Genomic DNA, 21,011 nt, shown 5'->3' on the forward strand with positions numbered 1-21,011 from the left:
AAATTCATTACTGAATAACTGAATAACTGAATAATTGATTAATCGTGGAGATATAAATGAGAGAGTTAACATCTGTTGAAATGCAGACCGTTTCAGGCGCAGGTTTTTTTGATTTCATCGGTTCAGTCGTTGTAGGTGCAGCTGCAGGTATTACTGCTTTCGGTCTCAAATGGGCCATGAGTGGCGGTAGTGCGGGCGGCTTATTGGGCGTTGGCTTAGTTTCAGGAGCTGGCGGCCTGGTTATCGGTGCCGTTGTAGGTCTGGTTGATGGCGCACTTTATGGTGCAATGAATGGCTGGGAAACAACTGCAGGCTGGTTCAATAACATCGTGGAAAACCAGTTTGACCTGGGCACGCCAGTAATTACTGCATAAGGAAAAATCATGCGTGAATTGAAAACTAATGAAATTGAAGGCGTCAGTGGCGGCTCACTAACTTCCGTAATTTTAGATTTCTTCAAACAGTTTGGTGGAAGCTCCAAAGAAAAAACTGAGTGGGTACGTCCGGAATCAATACCAGAAGCTAACCCGGTTAGCGGTACTGCTTTTGGCATGGGTATTGTCGGTGTTGCTGCGGCCGTAGTTTTCGGCCTGCTGATGTTCTGATTTATCAGGAAGGCAATAGACTTCCGGAAAGGAATGGGCGCTTGTCATAAAACTCAATCGCTCATAATTAAATGTTGTTCACTATTTTCTACAAAGGAAAGTATATGAAAAAGGTATCTATGGTTGCTATGGGTCTGCTGCTGACAGCGGCGCAGGTTAATGCAGCAGAAGCTTCAGATGGCACCCTTAACTTCACCGGTACCATTGCATCTCAGACCTGTACCGTAAGTGTTAACGGCGGAAGCAGTACTGCCACAGTTACCCTGCCGAAAGTAGCAGCCGGTGTATTAAATGCGGCAGGTGCCGTTGCGGGCAACACTCGCTTTACTCTGGCGCTGAGCGACTGCTCTGCAAAGACTGGCGATGTCTACGCTTACTTTGAGCAGGGCGCTGGTGTGAACGCCAACGGTCGCCTGACTAACACGGGTACTGCTACAGGTGTTGATCTGCAACTGCTGGACAGCGCCAACAAAGTCATCAATGCAGGCAGCACTGAACAGTCTACCTCTCCTGCAACTGTCGCTCTGACAGCAGGGGCTGGCACCCTGTCTTACTCAGCTCAGTACTATGCAACTGCTGCTGCTGAAGCGGGTAGCGTTGCATCAACAGTAAACTATTCAATCAATTACCTGTAATTGATTATGGTGAGGGCAATGCCCTCACCACTCTTCCCCTCTCATCACTTCAGTTAATATCATGAAAAAAAAAAGTTTTAAATTTTTAATCTCCTGCTTGCTCACTTGCGCAATGACTTCGTCTGCCTTTGCCAGTGTGACCATTATTGGTACCCGGGTAATCTACCCTGCCTCCGAAAAAGAGGTTACCGTTCGTCTGGATAACCGCGGCGATCATCCCGCACTTGTTCAGGCATGGGTTGATAACGGAAACCCTGACGAAGCAGTAGATAAGATAAATGTTCCTTTCGTTTTATTACCTCCGGTTTTCCGTATGGAAGCGAATAAAGGGCAAACGTTACGTATTGTTTTTACGGGCGCCAATTTGCCAACCGATAAAGAATCTATCTTCTGGCTTAATGTCCTTGATATACCTCCTCGAGATAAAAGCCTGGCTAACCAGAACCAGTTGCAAATGGCGATCCGGAGTCGCATCAAGATTTTTTATCGTCCAGTTCAGTTTGATACAGCGCAGGCCAATAAAGCTGCGTCAGGGCTGGTATGGCGCCACGGTCAAAAGCCTAATTTTCTTTCCGCAACTAACAACTCACCTTTCTACGTTAACGTCTCACAGATTAATGCAGAAGATAACTCAGGTCATAAATTAGCCAGTGAAAAAGGGGAAATGCTGGCACCAGGCGAAACAAAAGAATTCCCGCTGAAAGGCATGAGCACAAGTCAAATAAAAACAACATTTAATTATCAGTATCTGGACGACTTTGGTGCAGCACGTAAGGTTGAAAGCAAAATAAACGAGTAGCTTTTGGTAATTATCCAGGGGAAATTATGATGGCAAGGACGGTATTTTTTAATAAATCAACTGGCAAAATTTGTTATCGCTCTTTTTTGGCGCTGTTTCTGACCGCAGCAACTCAGTCAGCGTTTGCTGAAACTGCTTATGATTTCGATGAATCATTTGTAAAAAATTTAGCTGGCGTAAAAGTAGATGTTTCCCGCTACGCAACAGGTAACCCCATTGATCCCGGCGTCTACACGCTGGATATCTTTTTAAATGGCCGTCAGATTAGTCGGGAGAATGTTCAGGTTGTACGTGAGGGAGCAGGTACTAAGGCCTGTCTTTCCTATGATCTGGTAAAAAGCCTTTCCATTAAAGATACGGTATTCAGCTCTGAGCAAGCTGAAGAGTTACGTTCAGGTAAGCAATGTATAGCACTGGAAGATGTGGTTAAGGAGAGTCATGCCGCAATCAACTCCGCTGATATGCAGATGGACATCTCAATTCCACAGATTTATCTGCTGCGCTCAGCACGTGGCTATGTCGCTCCAGAATTCTGGGATAAGGGTGAAACGGCGTTAACACTTAACTATGATACCAACTATTACCGCTCTGTTAACGACGGACGTGAATATGACTCTTTTTATGGCAGAGCGCTGGCAGGTTTTAACCTTGGCGGTTGGATGTTTCGTCATGATGGCTCATTAAGCTGGCGACGCCAGCAAGGTAAGGAGTCTCATCATTATAATGCCATCAACACCTATGTTCAGCGTGATATCCCGCAACTGAAATCACGCTTACTGTTAGGTGAAGGTAATACGAGTGGCGAGCTCTTTGATACCCTCTCATTCCGCGGTGCACAGATATCGACTGTCGATCAAATGTGGCCTGATTCACAACGTGGTTACGCACCAGAAATTCGTGGCGTTGCGCGTACTAATGCTCAGGTAACTGTATCGCAAAACGGCAGTAAAATTTATGAGACAACCGTTTCGCCAGGCCCCTTTAACATCTCCGACCTCTACCCTACCGGCTACGGTGGCGACTTAGATGTCACTGTCAAAGAAGCTGACGGCAGCGAAACGCGTTTTTCAGTACCTTATGCAGCTATGACAAGACTGAAGCGCCCGGGTATGACGTTCTACTCTGTAACGGGAGGTGTGTCGCGTAAAGACAACATGGCTTATACGCCTTCTGTTTATCAGGGCACCCTTCAGCATGGCTTTACCAATAGCCTGACCGGTTATACCGGTATTCTGGGATCAGATAACTATATCTCAGCGCTGTTAGGCGGTGCATTTGGGCTACCGATCGGTGCTATCTCTCTTGATATCACCGGTGCTCAGACAAAATATGGCGATGAGAAAAAACAGGGTGTGAGCTATCGTGCAACCTACAGTAAAAAAGTTTCTCAGACTGACACCAACTTTACCCTCGCAGCGTATAGATTTTCGTCATCAGGCTATTACAGCTATGACAATGCCCTGCAAATTAATAACTATTATAAAAAGAATAAAACTAACGGAGCACAATATCTCTCCCGGCCTAAACAACGCTTTTCACTGACTGCCAGCCAAAATTTTGGAGAGTCATATGGGAATATCTATCTTACTGGTTTCGTTCAAAATTACTGGAACAGTACCGGTACAAACACCCAATTTCAGTTAGGCTATAATAATAGAATTGGTCGCGTGTCCTATACATTATCAGCAAACCGATTATTATATTCAACCGGTGGGCATGACACGCAACTCTCACTCGACTTCTCTATACCACTTGGTAGTGAAAGTAAAAATTATGTAACCGGAAGCGCCACACATAATAAAGATGGTGTAACTGCGCAAACTGCAGTTAATGGCGTACTAGGGGAGAATGATCAATATAGCTATAACGTAGGTGCTGCACGCGATATCGATAATAAAAAATCAGGTTCGATCGGTGGTCAATATCGTTCACCTTACAGCATGCTGACAGCGTCATATACCAAGGGAGAGGACTATTATTCAGCCTCAGCAGGTGCCAGCGGAACTGTGGTTGCCTTGCCTGATAGCATTAACTTTAGTGCCTATCAGTCAACTACGTATGCTGTAGTCAGTGCCGCTGATGCGGAAGGTGCTCGGGTGCTTGGTTATCCAAATATAGTGTTAAACGGAAGCGGCAGAGCAATAGTACCTAATCTTAACCCGTACAGGATAAATGAACTGGCGATTGATCCGAAAGGTATTCCGCTTGATGTTGAGCTGGAGTCAACTCAACAGCGAGTTATTCCTGTTGAAGGTGCTGTAGTCAGACTGGACTACAAAACCACTAAGGGAAAACCACTTTTAATAAGGGCAAATCAGCCTAATGGCAATGCCTTACCTTTTGGTGCATCAGTTAATGATGAAAATGGCAATCTGGTAACTACTGTTTCACAGGGTGGTCAGATTTACGTCAGGCTGAATAAAGATGTCAGCCGTCTGCATGTTTCATGGGGAAAAACGGCAAATGACAATTGCCTGGTTAACCTTGAATCCGGTGCCGTTCAGTCCAGTGAGAATCAGACACTGGCGAGACTGACGACAACCTGCAGTAACGATCAAATGCAGCCGGTACGGTACGCTGCTAATACTGACAATAAAGATACACAGGGTTAATGAGGTAACATCATGTTTTTAATTTCAGGAAAGAAAATAATTCGCCTCATTGGCTCAGTTTCATTAATGTTAAGTTTGATGCTGATGGCTACTTTTAATGTTAATGCAGCGGGCACATCAACGGATGTCACACTGACGTGTAAAATGACCAAATCCCTTTCGGTGGTCGACGTTATGTCATTAGGCATTAATATTTCAGCAGCTGTACCGGTGGGTACGATCGTTTACAGCGGCACGGCAACGGCTAACTTCAAATGTGCGCTGGACAATTTGCAGCAGTTCGTAGATGGATTATCCGGTGAAGTCTATTTTAAGCGCAAAGCGATTGACGCGGATGCACTGGGCTATGGATTGACATTATATACCGGCTATGGCGGTGACATGGGTACCGAGGTGGCAAACATTCCAACCGGGATAATGATCAGTACTTATGCTTTAACCAGCGGTGGGACCGTGGGCGCCTATACGGATGTTTCTCTGGACGTGCCTTATCAGATCGTTAAGACATCTAATTCTATGACACCATCAAAGTCACTCAAAAACTATGTAAACCCCTTTGATGTCGGTTCGTTAGTATCTGGAAGAGATGAGACATTCCAGTTTACCAATATTAAAACAGGTATCACAGTTAAAGATCAGACTTGCTCAGTCGCCGGTGATACCAATCTGCCTGTACCATTAGGTAGTTACACGACAAACCCCAGTAGCGGTTTAGGATCAGGAATCGGCCAGACTAGCGCTACAACCGCGTTTAATATTCAGCTTAACTGTGAAGCACTTCTTTCGGGTTCGTTTGATGTGATGATGCAGTTGGATGGTGACGCGTCTGGCGGATTATCCGATTTGGGTGTGGTAGCACTTAATTCGACCTCAACAGCGAGTGGTGTCGGTGTACAAATCCTTAATGAAAATCAGCAGCCGATTGCACTTGCTACTCCATTTAACATTGCGACTTATCCGCTCTCATCTGCATTAATCACGGTGCCACTCTATGCACGTTATTATCAGACGGCTGCGAAAATAAATCCTGGCACGGCCAATGCAGTAGCAACGTATACGCTTAGTTACCAGTAATCAGCAGGGCTCTGCGGAGCCCTTCTTCATATTTTATCTACAGAAAAGGATTATCTGTGAATAAACCCAGGGAAAAAAACAAGCTCAGACTTGGTGTATCAGATGAAAGCCCATTTATTCTTTACTCCATTCAAAACATACTCGTAAAGGAGTTTTTAGAACTTGATATTGTTGCTTATCCGGTTGAAGCTTATCATTTACTGTCTGTTATCAGAGAGGATATGCCAGATATATTAATAACGGACTTTTGCTTTAATTTTGAGCGTAATGATGTCAATGGCGTGAGGAAAATAGAACAGATACATAAGCAAAATCCGGATTTAAAAATTATCATTTTTACTGCACAAAACAGTCAGGCTATTTTGAAAAGTATATTACAAATCCCGGTCAATGCCATTGTGCACAAACGAGATGACATTCGTGATTTGGTCAAGGCATTCAATTGGGTTTGCTCATCCAATTCCGGAATATACTACTCAGAACAGATGAAGAATTTAATGCTCTCTGCACCCGCAGATCCGGCACAAACACTTTTATCGCCTTCAGAAGTAGAGGTTATTCGATTGTTCGCCATTGGATATAGCCTGATGGAAATAGCAAAAGCGCGTAAACGTAGCATAAGCACCGTTGCAACACAGAAATACAATGCTATGCGTAAGCTTCAGCTGCAATCAAATACAGATTTGATTAAGTATGTTTTTGCACAGGAACTCATTTAACTCCCCTAGCACAAAAAATTTTTATATACAGCGAAAATCATGAACTTTCATAATCTGAATATAGCAGTACTGGCACTCACCTGTGCTCCATTTTGTACATTCGCAACTAACCTGCAGCAAGCTGCTCAGGCTGCATTGAGCTATGACTCTGCACTACAATCCAGTCAGATGACCAGTGCAGCAGATAAACAAAAATACTGGCAAGGCATGGCCGGAATGCTGCCAACATTAACCCTGGAGGGAAACTGGGATCGTCAGGAACAACCTGATAAGAAATATCAGAGTGGGGTAACCAACCACAGCTACGATCTCAGCGTCAGACAACCGCTGTTTGATATGAGCAAGTATGCCGGATGGCGTAAAGGTGTTGCTATTGCCAACACGGCTGAAGCACAGGCAAAACAGGCTGAAGAGAAGTTACTTAGCGCTATCAGCAATGCTTATTTTACGGTGCTTTATCAGCAGGAAGTTTTGCAGGCCGCAAAAGCCGCCAGTCATAACTTTAAGCAACAAGAGCAAAAACTTCAGACCGGCTTAATCAATGGACAGAATACCCGCACTGAACTGGACGAGGCAAAAGCTAACTACGCTCTGGCACAGGCTAAGGAAATAGAAGCTGGCAATCAGCTATTGCTGGCAGGCGAGGCATTTCGCCGTTTATCAGGTATCAGTCCGGACACTGTAGAACCGGTGAATTTTCAGTGCCTGAAAGCATCGCCCTATTCTTCTCTGACCGATGCAATTAATGCCAGCCAGCAGCGTAATACTGATATTAAAATTGCGCTTTTTCAGAATGATCAGGCAGATGCAGATGTTCTTGCGGCTGACGGCGCACACATGCCCGTGGTCTCGCTCTATGCGCGATACGGCAAGAACTGGAGTCGTAATGACGACGACGACAATATTCTGTATGACGCAATCTTCGGGACGAACTCAAAGAGTAATAACCTGCAATATGGCGTAAACGTTTCTGTTCCGTTGTTTGCCGGCGGCAGTCAGGTTTCACAATCTTTTGAAGCAGCTTATCGTCGTCAGGCAGCAAAGTATTCCACGATGGAAGCACAACGCAAAGCGGCAACCGATACCCGTTCTGCCTGGCTTAGCCTGACCAATGGCAAAGCCTTAATCAGTGCTCAAAAGAATGCCGTCGACTCAGCACGTGAAAAAGTGGTGTCGGTCCAGTATGGCCGTGAAATGGGCTTCCGCACCGTTAACGATGAACTGGATGCTCAGCAAAAATATTACACCGCACTCAAAGATCAGGCTGAAGCACGATTAAGTTATCTCAATGCCCTGATCAATCTGGCGCAAAGCACCGGATCGTTATCACTCGACATGCTGAATTTTTTTCAGTGCCGTTAATCCCTTAATTATGATGAATCTATAAATGGAACAATCACTTTTCCGTCAGGAGGCGCTTGATGCCGCTAACCGGGGTAACCTGGGTATAGTGGCACTTTATTGTCCGCCCTATCGCTGGCTTGTTATTTCTGTGGTGATTTTTATTACTGCCGTTACAGCCCTGTTTTTCATTTTCGGCAGCTATACGAAATATGAATCTTCTACCGGAGAACTGCTGCCTGAGAATGGCATGTTAGTCGTTCCTCCGCCTGTAAGCGCAACCGTAGTGGATATTCCGGTTAAAGAGGGACAACTGGTCAACAAAGATGATGTTCTTATGGTGTTGTCATCCGAAGTCTCCACACAGATGGGACAGACGCGTCAGGTTATCGCCGAAAATCTGGTGGCTCAGCGGGAACGACTTCAGCAGGATCTTCAGACGCTTGCCAAATTACATGACGTCGAAATGAAAGGGTTATCCGACACCATCGCCAGTCTGAAACTCCAGCAGGAACAGCTGAGACTTCAGCTGACACACCGTCGCAAGCAGGTGGCGTTAGCGAAACTGCAACTGGATAAACTCAACGCTATGCACCTGGAAGGGTACGCCTCAAATCGTCAGCTGGAAGAGCAGGAATCCAATCTGCTCGACAGTCAGGCACGTTACCAGGAGTACCAGCGTCAGCTGCTGGACACGTCGCAAAAAATTGTTCAGGCGGAGCAGCAACTACATGAAAAGCCGCTGGATGATGAGAAAAAACGCAACGACATCGAACGGCAACTGGCAGATAACCGTCAGTCAATGGCAGAGAATGAAGCGCGCCGATCCATTGAGCTTCGTGCGCCGAAGAGTGGTTATGTCGGCATGATCATGGTCAAAAATGGTCAGATGCTAAACGCCGGTCAATCGGCAATCGCGATTCTGCCTCACAATACTAATCTTGTTGCCCGCATCATGGTCAATACGCAATCCATTGGCTTTATCCAGCCAGGTCAGCGTGTTGTGCTGCGCTATAAAGCCTTCCCTTACCAAAAATTTGGCCAGCAATATGGCAAGGTGATCGAGGTTTCGCGAACCGCCCTCTCTCCTCAGGAAGTCTCCACCTTAACCGGTAAAAATAATGTTCAGGAACAGCAGTACCGGGTTCTGGTCTCTCTGGATAAACAAACTATTTCTGCTTATTCGCAGAATGAAAAACTGAAGCCAGGTATGGCGCTGGATGCCGACTTTATTGTCGACAAACGTCGTCTCTATGAATGGGTACTGGAGCCGATTTTCGCGCTGGGACACAAAATTTCTCTCTGATTTAGAAGGTCTGTTCTGTGTTGTTATTAGAGAAACTCAATTTTAAATGGTTTAACCGCTTACCGATAATTCGTCAGTCACAGGCAGCCGAGTGTGGGCTGGCTTGTCTTGGCATGGTGGCTAATTATCACGGTCATCAGATCGACATGATCACGTTACGTCGCCAGTTCGCCACATCACTCAAAGGTGCCACTCTGGCAGATGTCATCGCTATGGCACAACAGCTCAATATGACTTCCCGCGCACTGCGAGTAGAAATGGAAGAGCTGTCTAAACTGCGCATGCCCTGCATTCTGCACTGGGAACTGAACCACTTTGTAGTGTTGAAGAAAGTACGCGGCAATAAGATCACCATTCACGATCCCGCGCGCGGGATCCGCGAACTGACATTTAAAGAAGCATCGACCGCCTTCACCGGCGTCGCGCTGGAGTTGGTTCCCTCTTCAACCTTTGAAGTAAAAGAAGAGAAAGAAAGCATCTCCATGATGAAGCTGGTGGGCAGCGTGACGGGGGTAAAGTCTGCCTTTGCTCAGGTGCTCATTCTCTCAATCGCACTGGAGCTATTCGGCGTCCTCGGCCCCTTCTTTATGCAGTGGGTAATGGATATGGTGCTGGTTTCTGCTGACTATTCTTTGCTGTCGCTGCTCGGTGTAGGCTTTATCATGATCGCGCTGTTTCAGACTATCGTTACAGCGTTGCGCTCATGGGTAATGAGCTGGTTCTCAAGCCAGCTCAGTGTGCAGTGGACCGTAAACGTCTGTCACCATATGTTAAAACTGCCGCTGGAATGGTTCGAATCACGCCACGTCGGAGACGTTCTCTCTCGTTATGGTTCGCTTAATACCATCCAGAGTACGCTGACTTCCCGTTTCATCAGCACCGTACTGGACGGTGTCATGTCAATCGTCACGGTAGTGATGCTTTTCATCTATAACGCGCAACTGGCGTGGCTGGTCATTGGACTTTTTCTCGCCTATGCACTGCTACGTTTCATGGCTTACGATCCGGTTCGCCGCGCCAATGAAGAACAAATCATCAGCTCGGCCCGTACCCAGTCGTCTCTGCTTGAAACGCTGCGCGGGATCCAGGCAGTTAAAACCAATAATAAACAGGTGCCCCGCCTCTCGGCATACATGAACTTTCTGGTGGATACCACCAATAAAGGCATCGTGATACAGAAGCTCAATATCCTGTTCGGTTCGGCTCAGGGACTGCTAACCTCAGTGGGCCGTGTAGTTCTGGTCTGGCTTGCTGCGCTGCAGGTCCTGGATGGCAACTTCTCTGCCGGTATGCTGACCGCCTTTATCAGCTTTTCCGATCAATTCATGAGTCGTGGTTCAGGTTTGATCAATGCCATCATCGATTTTCGTATGCTGAGAATGCATGGTGAACGCCTGGCCGATATTGTTCTGTCTGAAACAGAAGCCAGTTCTGAGGGCAATCGAGGTCTGGTTAGTAAAGAAACCGACAAGGAGACAGACGTACCTCAGGATATCAGGCTTATCAATATTCGTTTTCGCTATGCGCCGACTGAACCCTGGGTTGTCGATGGTGCGAATCTGGAGATTAAAGCGGGTGAGAGCCTTGCCATCGTGGGGCCATCCGGCCAGGGCAAAACTACGATGGCCAAAATTATTCTTGGCCTGCTACAGCCGGAAGAAGGCACCATCACCGTGGGTGGCATGGACATCACTCAGACCGGACTTGAACATCACCGTAATCGTATTGGCTGCGTAATGCAGGATGACATTCTCTTTTCAGGTTCAATCAGCGAGAACATCAGCTTCTTTGATAACGAGCCCGATCACGCAAAAATTACCCGCGTGGCCCGTCTGGCTCAGATTCATGGCGATATTATGAAAATGCCGATGAATTATCAAAGCCTGGTAGGTGATATGGGCTCGTTTTTATCGGGTGGCCAGTTACAACGTATCCTGCTGGCGCGCGCACTCTATCGTGAACCTAAAATCCTGGTACTGGATGAGGCCACCAGTCATCTGGATATTTATAACGAGGCGCAGATCAACAATGCAATTAAACAGATGAAGATCACCAGAATCATCATTGCACACCGTCCGGAAACTATCCGAAGTGCCGATAAAATCGTCCTGTTAAATAACGGTACGCTCAGCGAAGTCACGGCAGAGCAGTTATTTGGGCAGACAAAAACCCATAATGAAACGGAGATTACCCATGGATAAGACTATTTGCCGCTTCACTGAAGGCACAATTACCTTGCCGGAAGGCTATTGCGAGCGAACACTGAATACGCTGGCTGATACACGATCTGTTCTGCCACCAATCACTATTTCCCGTGATAAGTTAGGCGATCATAACAACCCGGAAGAGTATATCCTTAGCCAGCTCGCTATCCTGCAAAAACAGATGAAAGACTGGCAACAGGAAGCCCATCAGCCAGTGGTTTTGGGGGATAACCTGACTACGGGAATCATGATCAGTTATGACTTCCTGCGACCAGATAATCTTCGTCTTTATCAGAAACAAGCTTTATTCACGCTTAATATGGAAGATATATTGATTTTCTCTCTGTCGAAAGCGAGCCCCATAACCTCTACCGATATGCAGCTTTTCTCAGATACCCTGAAAAGCTTCCGTACCTGGTAATCTGCAGTGTACAGATAAAATAATCCGGAAGAGCATGTGCTCTTCCGGATTGCGTTTCAGCTTTCAGTCGATGCGTTCAGTAACGTTGACAGGTGAAGAGATAGGAGAGCGGCCCGCCAACCAGATAGGCCTTTTTATCGACCCTGATGATATCAAGCTGAAGATAACCAGGATCGAGAGTGATCTCAGCCAGCAGCAGATTAAACACGGCATCCGGCGTTGTATCATTAGTCGAAGTAATAATTTCTCTTATTTTGTAGCGGTAAGTGTCACTATCAATTTTATTACCGGCACTGAGCGCAATACGTCGATTAACCGTTGTTACTTCATCACCAAAAGTTACCTGCCCATTCAGTAATAAATATCCCGAATCTGAATTAATAAAACGTAAATCCTGGGAAACAGCAAACTCAATTTTTTTATTATCGTTGCGACTAAGATCGTAGCGGCTAAATGCTGAGCAGCGGAAAGGCAGCTCGTTTGTCCGGAGTTTAAAATAGTTAATGCCTGCAAAGATCCCCAGCAACAGCATAGCCAGCGTTAACGTCAGCGTAAGAGTGGCTTTTCGTTTCAAAACATTCTCCAGTCAAGATAGTAGAAGTTTTCGCAGGAAACGATATGACCACTGCTGTTCAGGTTACATGTGGAAAGAATGGTCCGGCCATAATCTTTAGTTGTGAATGCCGTGTTTTTATCGAAATAGATGCGCCGACCTGGTACACAGGATTGATTATTCTCTTTAAGCATTTCAAGAATTTGTTTATCCAGTGACTTTTGTTCGAACACATCTAATCCCGGAATAATAACCGCTTCGCAACCGCCTTCCAGTTTGATGTTACTCATAGAAGCACTCTTTTCAGCAGGCTGACGTACAGTGAAGTACCATAAAGCACTTCCAAGCAGCACCAGCATGATTAGGGCGAACAGGAGCTGTCCGAGATTCAGAGCCGATTTTTCAACAACATGCTCTGCGATAACAGGATTGGGTAGCATGGGCTGACTATCTGCGACAGATACCACCTGCTCCGCTGACATTTCATCAGCCTGAACCTGCGTCTCAACAAAAGCCGGAGAGGATTCGCGTTCTATTTTGATTTCAGTATTAAGTCGGATGCCAATTTTCGGAATGGTGATGATCAGGTTTTCACAGCCATACGCTGCAAGCGCTCTGCGCAGAATGCTCAGATACTGATTCAGATTGCTGTTTGATCCGCGCAGACCATATTTATCCCATACTTCGGTCAACAGGGTATCGCGCGACAGTATCTCACCTTCAGAATTCAGTAACTGTTCAAACAGCCGACCCGATGAAATACTCAGGCTCAGCGTTTCCTGAGTGGGAAGATGGCTTAGCGTACAGTCATCTGAATTGTAACTAATCTGATCATCGATAATGTAAATCATTAAGAAATCACTGAATTTGCGCTCATTTCCGACAGTATAATTCAGCTTATTTAAAGAAGCACTAAAGAGACCTGATAACCGGCCTTAAAGGCAAACTCCCCGGAAGAATGCAGGCTTCAGACTCACATTAATACTAATCAGTTAAGACAATATTAGCCTCAACCTCGCCAGCCTGGAACCTGTGCGGGTTAAGTGCGGTCAACCCTCTTAATTTGTTGTGAACCATAGATTTTAATCGCATCACGGCCTAAAATGTGACCATCCCTAACAGTGGTCACTGAATTTTTTAACCCACCTTTAATATGCCAGGTTCTGACAATGACTCAATCCGTAACAGAAAATGGCACACGAGGCCCGCTCGGGCACAATGTGCGTGACCAGATTGTCGATGCTGCCATGCAGCACTTCGCGCATTATGGTTACGAAAAAACCACCGTATCCGATCTCGCCCGTGCTATCGGCTTTTCAAAAGCGTATATCTACAAATTTTTTGAATCAAAACAGGCGATTGGTGAAGTGATCTGCTCTACCCGGCTGGCGATGATTATGCAGCACGTCGAAGCCGCGATCGCCGATGCGCCTGGAGCCTCGGAACAACTGCGGCGACTGTTCCGCACGCTTTCCGTCACCGGCACTGAACTCTTTTTTCACGAACGTAAACTGTATGACATTGCTGCCGTTGCGTCGCGTGACCGATGGCCGTCAGCAATGGCACACGAAGTGCGACTAACGAACCTGATCCAGCAGATCCTGCGACGGGGTCGTGAATCCGGTGAGTTTGAACGTAAAACCCCGGCAGACGAAGCGGCGGAGGCAATCTATCGGGTGATCAAACCCTATGCCAGTCCGGTACTGCTGCAATACAGCCTTGATGACGCTGAAGAAGCCTCCGCCCAACTGGCAGCGCTGGTCTTACGTAGCCTTGCGCCCTGAGCATTGCGCACGCTGTGACTATTGACTTATTTAGTCACAAGATCAACGATAGTACTCTGTCTGGTTATCGCTCAGGATTCTGATGCTGATAAGCTTATCTCTGTCTGCTGTATTACATCCCTGCGTTCATCTATCGCACCACCCTACGCAGCGTCTCACTCTTCGCGCTTCAGGCGTATATCCATCGTCTGCGGCAGCATTTCAATCACTGTCCGGACTTTCTACGGGAGTAATCCAATGAGTCACTTAGCCTCATCACAACGCATTGTCATTACCGGCGCGGGCATCGTCTCGCCACTGGGTTGTGGCGTTGAAACCGTCTGGCGGCGATTAACGGCAGGGGAATCAGGTATACGTACCCTGCCCGATACGCTTACTGCTGGCACCGGTATTTCAGTAGGTGGCAGCGTGCCGGGCATCGATGAAGATCCGCTGGCAGGTTACGACCCGGAGGCGTTCATTGCGCCGAAAGAGCGTAAAAAGATGTCGCGCTTTATCGAATTCGCGCTGCTGGCAGCAGAAGAAGCGCTGAATCAGGCGGGCTGGCATCCTGAAGATGAGGCGGCGCGTGAACGTACCGCGACGATTATTGCTTCAGGCGTCGGCGGCTTTGGTGCGATTGCCGACGCGGTGCGCACTACCGACGCGCGCGGTCCGCGCAGGCTCTCACCTTTTACAGCGCCTTCGTTTCTGGCCAACATGGCCGCCGGTCATGTCTCGATCAAACACCGTTTCACCGGTCCGCTGGGCGCGCCCGTTACTGCCTGTGCGGCGGGGGTTCAGGCGATTGGTGATGCAGCCAGGCTGATCAGAAGCGGTGAAGCGGACATTGCTATTTGCGGCGGCTCAGAAGCGGCGCTGGATCGCGTCACGCTGGGCTGTTTCGCGGCTGCACGTGCGCTATCTGTGGGCTATGAAGATCAGCCGCACCATGCCTCACGTCCGTTTGATCGTGACAGAAACGGCTTTGTGATGGCCGAAGGTGCAGGCCTGCTGGTGATTGAGTCACTGGCCCATGCCAAAGCACGCGGCGCGACACCGCTGGCGGAGATTGTCGGCTATGGCACCAGCGCCGATGCATACCACTTAACCGCGGGTCCGGAGGATGGCAGCGGAGCTGCGAGGGCGATGAGAACCGCCCTGCGCCAGGCGGGCATCAGCCCGGAGGATGTCCAGCATATCAACGCGCATGCAACCTCAACGCAGGTTGGCGATCACGGCGAGCTGGCGGCTATTCGCGCAGTGTTTGGCGATGATTCACCGGTCGCGATCGCCTCAACCAAATCCGCCACCGGCCATCTGCTGGGTGCGGCAGGCGGCATTGAGGCGATATTCACCCTTATGGCGCTGCGCCAGCAGATTATTCCGCCGACGCTGAACCTCCATCATCCTGATGAAGCCGCAGGCAATCTGGACCTGGTGGCACTCAATGCACGTCCCACCGCGCTAACTTATGCCATGTCGAACGGATTTGGTTTTGGTGGCGTCAACGCCAGTCTCCTGCTGCGTACGTGGCAATGACTGCAGAGTGACAATTAAGCCCGCGCTGCCAGACACCCTCTCAGCGCGGGTAATACATCAGACGTTCTGAAAAAGCGTACACAGCTATTCCCAGTGTCCTGTGTTTATCAAAACACCCTCTGTACACCACTCACTTTATAAATCTGTACCTTTCCTGACAAAATTGCCGTTGCCTGGCCGTCAGCCCTTTTCTTTCAGCACTACAATTAATCGGATGAAAACAACTTCAGAGAACGTTGATGAAAATTGCAGCCTTCGATATTGGTGGTACCTCTTTAAAAATGGGTGTGATTGACGATCAGGGAAATATTCTGACCAGCGATAGTGCTGATATTTCCCATAACGCACGCGATAAAATACTTGATGAGATCCTGGCCTGGCTGGAGAAAAATCCCGGTTGTGCGGGTATTGCCGTCAGCACACCTGGGTATATTGATACAGACGCCGGTTATATTGCCATGGGCGGCACCATACGTGACTTTGACGAGTTTCATCTGAGCCAGTGGCTGACAGAAAAAACGTCTCTGCCTGCTACCGTCGAAAACGATGCACACTGTGCGCTGCTGGCGGAAAAGTGGCTGGGGAAAGCAAAAAAGCTCAACGATTTCCTGATGCTGACAATAGGCACCGGGTTAGGCGGAGCGGCCTTTTGCAATGGCGCCCTGATTCGGGGTAGACGCAACCGGGCTGGCGAATTTGGTTGCCTGCTGACTTCGCGCCCCACCAGCAGTAATATTGAACGCCACACCATGAGCCAGAGTTGTACCATGACGGCTCTTCGGGAGAATTACAGCCAGCTCATCGAAAAATCTTCCGACGACGTCACGGGTAAAGATGTCTTTGACGCATACGATCGCAAAGAAGAAGCCGCGCAGCAGGTGGTGAATAAATTCTACCAGGATCTTGCAGCCTGCTTATATAACCTGTTCAGCGTATTCGACCCGCAGATGGTATTTATCGGCGGGGGAATTACTGAGCGCGAACCTTTCCTCGAGGAACTGGCAGAGCAGCTGGCAAAATATGATCCTGATATCCGCATAAATGCCGCGACCTACGGCAACGACTCCGGCATGCTGGGCGCAACCTGGAATTTCCTGCAGCGCCAGCCAGAAGAAAATGGCTTGTAGTTCAGGGCTTATGCAGGTTACTCCTTTCTGATAATTATGATGATTTATCTGGTGCGGTATTTAAAACGATAACCCGGTCATGACCGGGTTTACTCTTGTTTATATTAGTGTCGTATTTGCGCCAGATCGTCTGACGTCAGGCCAGTCATTTCTAAGACAGTTTTACGATCAAGGCCGTTTTGTAGCATAGTGCGCGCAATTTTCAGGGTAGCTTCACGCTGTCCTTCAGTACGACCTTTCTCAATACCACGCCGCTCACCAAGCTCGATACCTTCTGCGCGCCCTTTTTCGATCCCTTTTTGTTCAAGCTGCTGTGCGATGGTCATCAGTGCGTCTCCGTGTTGTGGCACCCGCTGTGCCAGTTCGCGAACGAAAGCTTCGTAGTCAGCTGACTCACCAGCCTGCAGTAAATAGTGTATCAGCGTCATCACCTGGGGTGAAGAAAGATAATCGGCCATGAATAGCGTGACCAGATGGTCAGTCAGGCTTGCAATGTCGCGTTGATGAATATGTTTCTGTAAAAGCGTCAGGGCGGCCATACTGCGATGAGTCATGATCTCGTCATCCGGGATGACCGTAATGTCCACCAGCGGGAAGGCGCCTCTATAAAGACTTTCCGCCACTACCGGATCATCAAATTCGTCGAACCAGCGGGTCGACCACGGATAGGGAGTGCGCTTACCGGTATAGAACAGCACAGGTATGACTAAAGGCAGCTTTTTATGGCCAGCTTCAAGGTGGCGCTGCATAGCAGCTACCGCATAACGTATCAGGCGGAATGCCATATGCCTGTCAGGGGTGGATGGGTGTTCAATCAGAACATGAATATATCCGTCACCGTTTGAGGTTCTGAGGCTATACAAAACGTCACCGAAGTATTGATGCAAATCGTCTTCAACAAATGATCCGGACTCAAGCTTCAGTGTGGTGAGATCGCAGATTTTAAGCAATTCCTCCGGAAGGTGGATCTGCATAAAATCTCTGGCAACATCCGGATGCGTAAGAAGCTGTCGAAAAGTAGCATCATGAGGTGTAGCACTATTTTTATTTTTCATCAGTTCAGCCCCTGTAAATTCCATGCGCTGCTTCCACAGCGAAGAGGCTATCTTAATGGATCAGATTTTAATTTATAATATTTAAATCTTGCTCAAGTTATATAGATCAACCACACCCATGCTCTTTTAAAAAATTTATTAGCAAGATGAATTACGAGGCAATCTAAATTAATCACCTTGATCAATTTATATAGCGATAATTAAAAAATCCGGATGTACCCGAAACTTCTTACGCTGACCATTAATGTCTGAACAGCTTTACGAAAAGTTAATTTTCTATTTAAGTCACGGCATAACCAGCCCGATCACGCTGTTTATACCGCCCGCTCCCTATCCCCGTCCCGGCGCATCCAACAGGCTAAGCGCCACGCCTGTCAGGGTATAGACCACTACATACAATAAAATCAGTGCCGCAAGCAAAAGACGGTGGCTGCGCATCTCACTTTTCTTCATGGTGCCATTCAGAAGGTGTAGCTCAATGCCAGGGTGGCCGATGCGCCGTTGTGCCGTGCAACAATGGGGCTATCTGAAGCATGCTTATCCAGCCAGCTGTAGTCACCGATCACACTGGCGGCCCAGGCGGGCGTGAACTGATGACTCCAGGTCAGGCTGGTGTCTGTGCCATAAAATCCCCCCGCGGCGTCGTAGCGTTCAAACCCACTACGTGCACTCTGCCTACTGCTCACGCCATACCAGGTATTCATATAACGCGCATCGCCAGCCAGACCTGCCACCTGCAGTGCCACCGTATCATCCTGGGTCTGCCAGGGGATCAGGGTTACAGACGTCCGGTATTGCACGCCCTGACTATCACTTAATGGCAGCGTCGCTTTGCCCTCCAGCACCAACCACGGCGTTACCGACCATCCCAGCGCCAGCGCGGTGTTCATTGTTGCGTCGATATTCCCCATGCCCCTGAGCCGGTCATCACCGTCGCGCCACGATGAATTACGGTCAGAGCGACCCAGCCCGTAGCCCAGCGTATGTTCCAGATAAAGGCCGTTATCCGCCTGCAGATCGTAGCCAATGCCTTTCTGTGAGTCTAAAAAGAAGGCTCCATCGCGCGCCTGGATCACCGGCATCAGCTGCCAGTGCTGCTTATCGGCGCCGCAATAGCGTGGTGCATTGATACCTGCGATGCCCAGCGTGGCGCTTGGGGGCGGCGTAGTCTCATCAGCCATGGCAGTCGCGGCACAGAATCCTAGCGAAAAACAGACCATGTGCAGCGTTATTTTTCCGGTTATCATCACGTTTCCTCATTATCACATCAGGTGCGGAGCTGAGGGGTTCAGAGCCGCGTCAATAGCCGGAGTATGCGGGGCGAGTGTCAATTAACGACCAGGGATTTATGAAGAAACAGTCAAGGTGATCCGAAAATGCAGTCAAAACGTGTACTGATTATTGAAGATGATGCTGATGCGGCGGGTGTACTCGAGGCCTACCTGAAACGTGAAAATTATGAGGTCATGATTGCCGGTGACGGACCCGGCGGGCTGGAAACTGCAGGACGCTGGCAGCCCGATCTGATCCTGCTGGATATTATGCTGCCCGGCATGAACGGCACCGAAGTGCTGGCCGCGCTGCGGCGGCGTGACGATACCCCGGTAATCATGGTGACGGCGATGGGTGACGCGCCGGACCGTATCGGTGCCCTGCGCTATGGCGCAGATGACTACGTGGTCAAACCCTATCATCCGGGCGAAGTGGTGGCGCGCGTTCAGGCCGTGCTGCGCCGCAGCCAGAGTCATGCGCCCGCCGCAGAATCGCTACGTTGGGCGGGTTTGGTGGTTGATCCGCTGGCACTCACCGCCGTGGTAGAGTGTGACAGTGATGCACCGCGCCGCCTCGATCTGACGCCCACCGAATTTTCCCTGCTGGTCACCCTGATGCGTGCGCAGACGCGGCCTTTTACCCGCCTGTTTCTGCTGGAGCATTGTCTGCCGGAAAGCGATGCACTGGAGCGTGTAGTCGATACCCACGTCTATAACCTGCGCCGTAAACTGGAGGCTGCAGGCATCTCAGACGTCTTACCGGCGGTTCGCAGCGTCGGTTACCGGTTCAGACAGCCATGAAGAACAATACGCATACCTCACTGTGGCGCTGGATCTGCATCCGGGTGCTGTTTCTGGCCATCGGCAGCGTGATCCTGATCGCCGCCTGTATGTGGCTGCGCTTTGCGGTGCAGGCGTTCTGGGTCTACTACCGGATGCCGCCCGCGCTGCTTGATGAGTTCACAAAGCTACGCCATCATCCCGCCAGCGATCCGGCGCGCTTTCATCAGATTGTCGATCAGTGGTGGGGGATCAACTTTTCCGATCCTTCGCTGGCATCATCTGACTGGCTGATCGTGCTGATCCTGGTGGTGGTCACCATCCCGTTTATGGTGATGATGGCGCTGCGTTTCGCCCGTCCGCTATCGGCGCAGTTCAGCCAGCTGGCGACGGCGGCGCGTGCGGTGTCGAAAGGCGAATTTGGCCGGACGGCGGCGGTAGTGAAAGAAGCACCGCAGGAACTGGTGCGATTTACCGAAGATTTTAACCAGATGACGCAGCAGCTGGCGCGTTACGAGCGAGAGCTACGCACCTCGCATGTGGCGATGGCACACGAACTTCGCTCGCCACTGACGGCGGCGATCGGCCGCCTGCAGGGCATTCTGGATGGCGTCTTCCCTGCCGAGCCGCAGCAGCTGGCAATGATCATGAAGCAACTGACACAGCTCAGCCGCCTCACAGACGAACTGCATCTCTTGTCGCTGGCGGATGCCGGGCAGCTTACTCTCAACCGCGAGTGGTTTAATCTCAGCGAGTTACTACGCGAGCGCTCCGGCTGGCTTCTGCCGCAGGCAGAACAGGCGGGGATTGCCATCAGCGTGACATCACCCAACGATCTGCGGCTGTATGCCGATACCTTCCGGCTGGGCCAGGTGGTGACCATCATTTGTGAAAATGCGCTGCGCTATGCTGCCGACGGTGGCGCGTTGCTGATCACCGCCAGCCAGAACGATAAGGCGATCATAATGACCTTCCGCGATTATGGTCAGGGTGTGGAGCCGGACTTCCTGCCGCAATTGTTTGACCGCTTTACCCGTGCTGACTCTTCACGCGCCCGCCACTCCGGCGGCAGCGGTCTGGGACTGTCAATCGCCAAAGCGATCGTCGAGGCGCACGGCGGATCGCTTTACGCCACGCTACCCGCCGACGGCGGTCTGTTGATCGGGATAACGCTGCCGGCGAGATAAATTGTTCTGGCTTGACC

Annotated in this window: 20 protein-coding genes; 16 read left to right on the top strand and 4 right to left on the bottom strand. The window is 49.2% G+C overall.

All coding sequences use genetic code 11. The annotated features are described in order from the left end of the window. Nucleotides 1–56 precede the first annotated feature (56 nt). The 11 genes from K6R05_RS19950 to K6R05_RS20000 all read left to right on the top strand — a co-directional run bounded on the left by K6R05_RS19950 (nucleotide 57) and on the right by K6R05_RS20000 (nucleotide 11,716). On the top strand, nucleotides 57–374 hold the full coding sequence (locus K6R05_RS19950; RefSeq protein WP_161736960.1) for a hypothetical protein: 318 nt from the start codon (nucleotides 57–59) through the stop codon (nucleotides 372–374). Nucleotides 375–383: 9 nt separating this feature from the next. Beyond that, nucleotides 384–605: a hypothetical protein gene (locus K6R05_RS19955; protein ID WP_222925651.1), complete on the top strand. Its 222-nt coding sequence runs from the start codon at nucleotides 384–386 to the stop codon at nucleotides 603–605. A 104-nt stretch (nucleotides 606–709) separates the two neighbouring features. After that, on the top strand, nucleotides 710–1,240 hold the full coding sequence (locus K6R05_RS19960; RefSeq protein ID WP_222925721.1) for a fimbrial protein: 531 nt from the start codon (nucleotides 710–712) through the stop codon (nucleotides 1,238–1,240). 61 nt (nucleotides 1,241–1,301) lie between these two features. Beyond that, nucleotides 1,302–2,039: a fimbrial biogenesis chaperone gene (locus tag K6R05_RS19965; RefSeq protein ID WP_222925652.1), complete on the top strand. Its 738-nt coding sequence runs from the start codon at nucleotides 1,302–1,304 to the stop codon at nucleotides 2,037–2,039. Between the two features lie 26 nt (nucleotides 2,040–2,065). Further along, nucleotides 2,066–4,651: a fimbria/pilus outer membrane usher protein gene (locus K6R05_RS19970; protein ID WP_222925653.1), complete on the top strand. Its 2,586-nt coding sequence runs from the start codon at nucleotides 2,066–2,068 to the stop codon at nucleotides 4,649–4,651. 12 nt (nucleotides 4,652–4,663) lie between these two features. Beyond that, nucleotides 4,664–5,725, top strand: a complete 1,062-nt coding sequence (locus K6R05_RS19975; protein WP_161736965.1) for a fimbrial protein — start codon at nucleotides 4,664–4,666, stop codon at nucleotides 5,723–5,725. Nucleotides 5,726–5,781: 56 nt separating this feature from the next. After that, nucleotides 5,782–6,444, top strand: a complete 663-nt coding sequence (locus K6R05_RS19980; protein ID WP_222925654.1) for a response regulator — start codon at nucleotides 5,782–5,784, stop codon at nucleotides 6,442–6,444. 39 nt (nucleotides 6,445–6,483) lie between these two features. Then, nucleotides 6,484–7,806: a TolC family outer membrane protein gene (locus K6R05_RS19985; RefSeq protein WP_161736323.1), complete on the top strand. Its 1,323-nt coding sequence runs from the start codon at nucleotides 6,484–6,486 to the stop codon at nucleotides 7,804–7,806. 25 nt (nucleotides 7,807–7,831) lie between these two features. Then, entirely contained in the window at nucleotides 7,832–9,091 is a 1,260-nt protein-coding gene (locus K6R05_RS19990) for an HlyD family secretion protein (protein ID WP_161736322.1), read from the top strand. A gap of 17 nt (nucleotides 9,092–9,108) precedes the next feature. After that, nucleotides 9,109–11,292, top strand: coding sequence for a peptidase domain-containing ABC transporter (locus K6R05_RS19995; RefSeq protein WP_222925655.1), 2,184 nt, complete (start codon nucleotides 9,109–9,111; stop codon nucleotides 11,290–11,292). Beyond that, complete coding sequence (locus K6R05_RS20000; protein WP_161736320.1) at nucleotides 11,285–11,716, top strand: DcrB-related protein; 432 nt, start codon at nucleotides 11,285–11,287, stop codon at nucleotides 11,714–11,716. The genes K6R05_RS19995 and K6R05_RS20000 overlap by 8 nt, the downstream gene beginning before the upstream one ends. A 76-nt stretch (nucleotides 11,717–11,792) precedes the next feature. Here the strand turns inward: K6R05_RS20000 and K6R05_RS20005 are convergent, their stop codons facing one another. Together K6R05_RS20005 and K6R05_RS20010 are read right to left on the bottom strand one after the other, a co-directional pair. Beyond that, on the bottom strand, nucleotides 11,793–12,290 hold the full coding sequence (locus tag K6R05_RS20005) for a FidL-like protein (protein WP_161736319.1): 498 nt from the start codon (nucleotides 12,288–12,290) through the stop codon (nucleotides 11,793–11,795). Further along, nucleotides 12,287–13,120, bottom strand: a complete 834-nt coding sequence (locus tag K6R05_RS20010) for a transcriptional regulator (protein ID WP_161736318.1) — start codon at nucleotides 13,118–13,120, stop codon at nucleotides 12,287–12,289. The genes K6R05_RS20005 and K6R05_RS20010 overlap by 4 nt, the downstream gene beginning before the upstream one ends. A 318-nt stretch (nucleotides 13,121–13,438) precedes the next feature. Here K6R05_RS20010 and K6R05_RS20015 point away from each other — a divergent pair, with 318 nt between their 5' ends. The 3 genes from K6R05_RS20015 to K6R05_RS20025 all read left to right on the top strand — a co-directional run bounded on the left by K6R05_RS20015 (nucleotide 13,439) and on the right by K6R05_RS20025 (nucleotide 16,701). Beyond that, complete coding sequence (locus K6R05_RS20015; protein WP_161736317.1) at nucleotides 13,439–14,053, top strand: TetR/AcrR family transcriptional regulator; 615 nt, start codon at nucleotides 13,439–13,441, stop codon at nucleotides 14,051–14,053. A 237-nt stretch (nucleotides 14,054–14,290) separates the two neighbouring features. After that, on the top strand, nucleotides 14,291–15,574 hold the full coding sequence (gene fabF, locus K6R05_RS20020; protein ID WP_222925656.1) for a beta-ketoacyl-ACP synthase II: 1,284 nt from the start codon (nucleotides 14,291–14,293) through the stop codon (nucleotides 15,572–15,574). Nucleotides 15,575–15,813: 239 nt separating this feature from the next. Beyond that, nucleotides 15,814–16,701, top strand: a complete 888-nt coding sequence (locus tag K6R05_RS20025; protein WP_222925657.1) for an ROK family protein — start codon at nucleotides 15,814–15,816, stop codon at nucleotides 16,699–16,701. A 104-nt stretch (nucleotides 16,702–16,805) separates the two neighbouring features. Here the strand turns inward: K6R05_RS20025 and K6R05_RS20030 are convergent, their stop codons facing one another. Together K6R05_RS20030 and K6R05_RS20035 are read right to left on the bottom strand one after the other, a co-directional pair. Then, nucleotides 16,806–17,756, bottom strand: coding sequence for an Rpn family recombination-promoting nuclease/putative transposase (locus K6R05_RS20030; RefSeq protein WP_222925658.1), 951 nt, complete (start codon nucleotides 17,754–17,756; stop codon nucleotides 16,806–16,808). A 461-nt stretch (nucleotides 17,757–18,217) separates the two neighbouring features. Continuing rightward, entirely contained in the window at nucleotides 18,218–19,003 is a 786-nt protein-coding gene (locus K6R05_RS20035; RefSeq protein ID WP_222925659.1) for a MipA/OmpV family protein, read from the bottom strand. 129 nt (nucleotides 19,004–19,132) lie between these two features. Between K6R05_RS20035 and K6R05_RS20040 the strand changes: the two genes are divergently transcribed. Further along, on the top strand, nucleotides 19,133–19,828 hold the full coding sequence (locus tag K6R05_RS20040) for a response regulator (RefSeq protein ID WP_222925660.1): 696 nt from the start codon (nucleotides 19,133–19,135) through the stop codon (nucleotides 19,826–19,828). After that, a complete protein-coding gene (locus K6R05_RS20045) occupies nucleotides 19,825–20,994 on the top strand; it encodes a sensor histidine kinase (protein WP_222925661.1) in 1,170 nt (389 codons plus the stop codon). The genes K6R05_RS20040 and K6R05_RS20045 overlap by 4 nt, the downstream gene beginning before the upstream one ends. The last annotated feature ends 17 nt before the right edge of the window (nucleotides 20,995–21,011 follow it).

Origin of the sequence: Pantoea alfalfae (assembly GCF_019880205.1) — a bacterium.
GTDB lineage: Bacteria > Pseudomonadota > Gammaproteobacteria > Enterobacterales > Enterobacteriaceae > Pantoea > Pantoea alfalfae.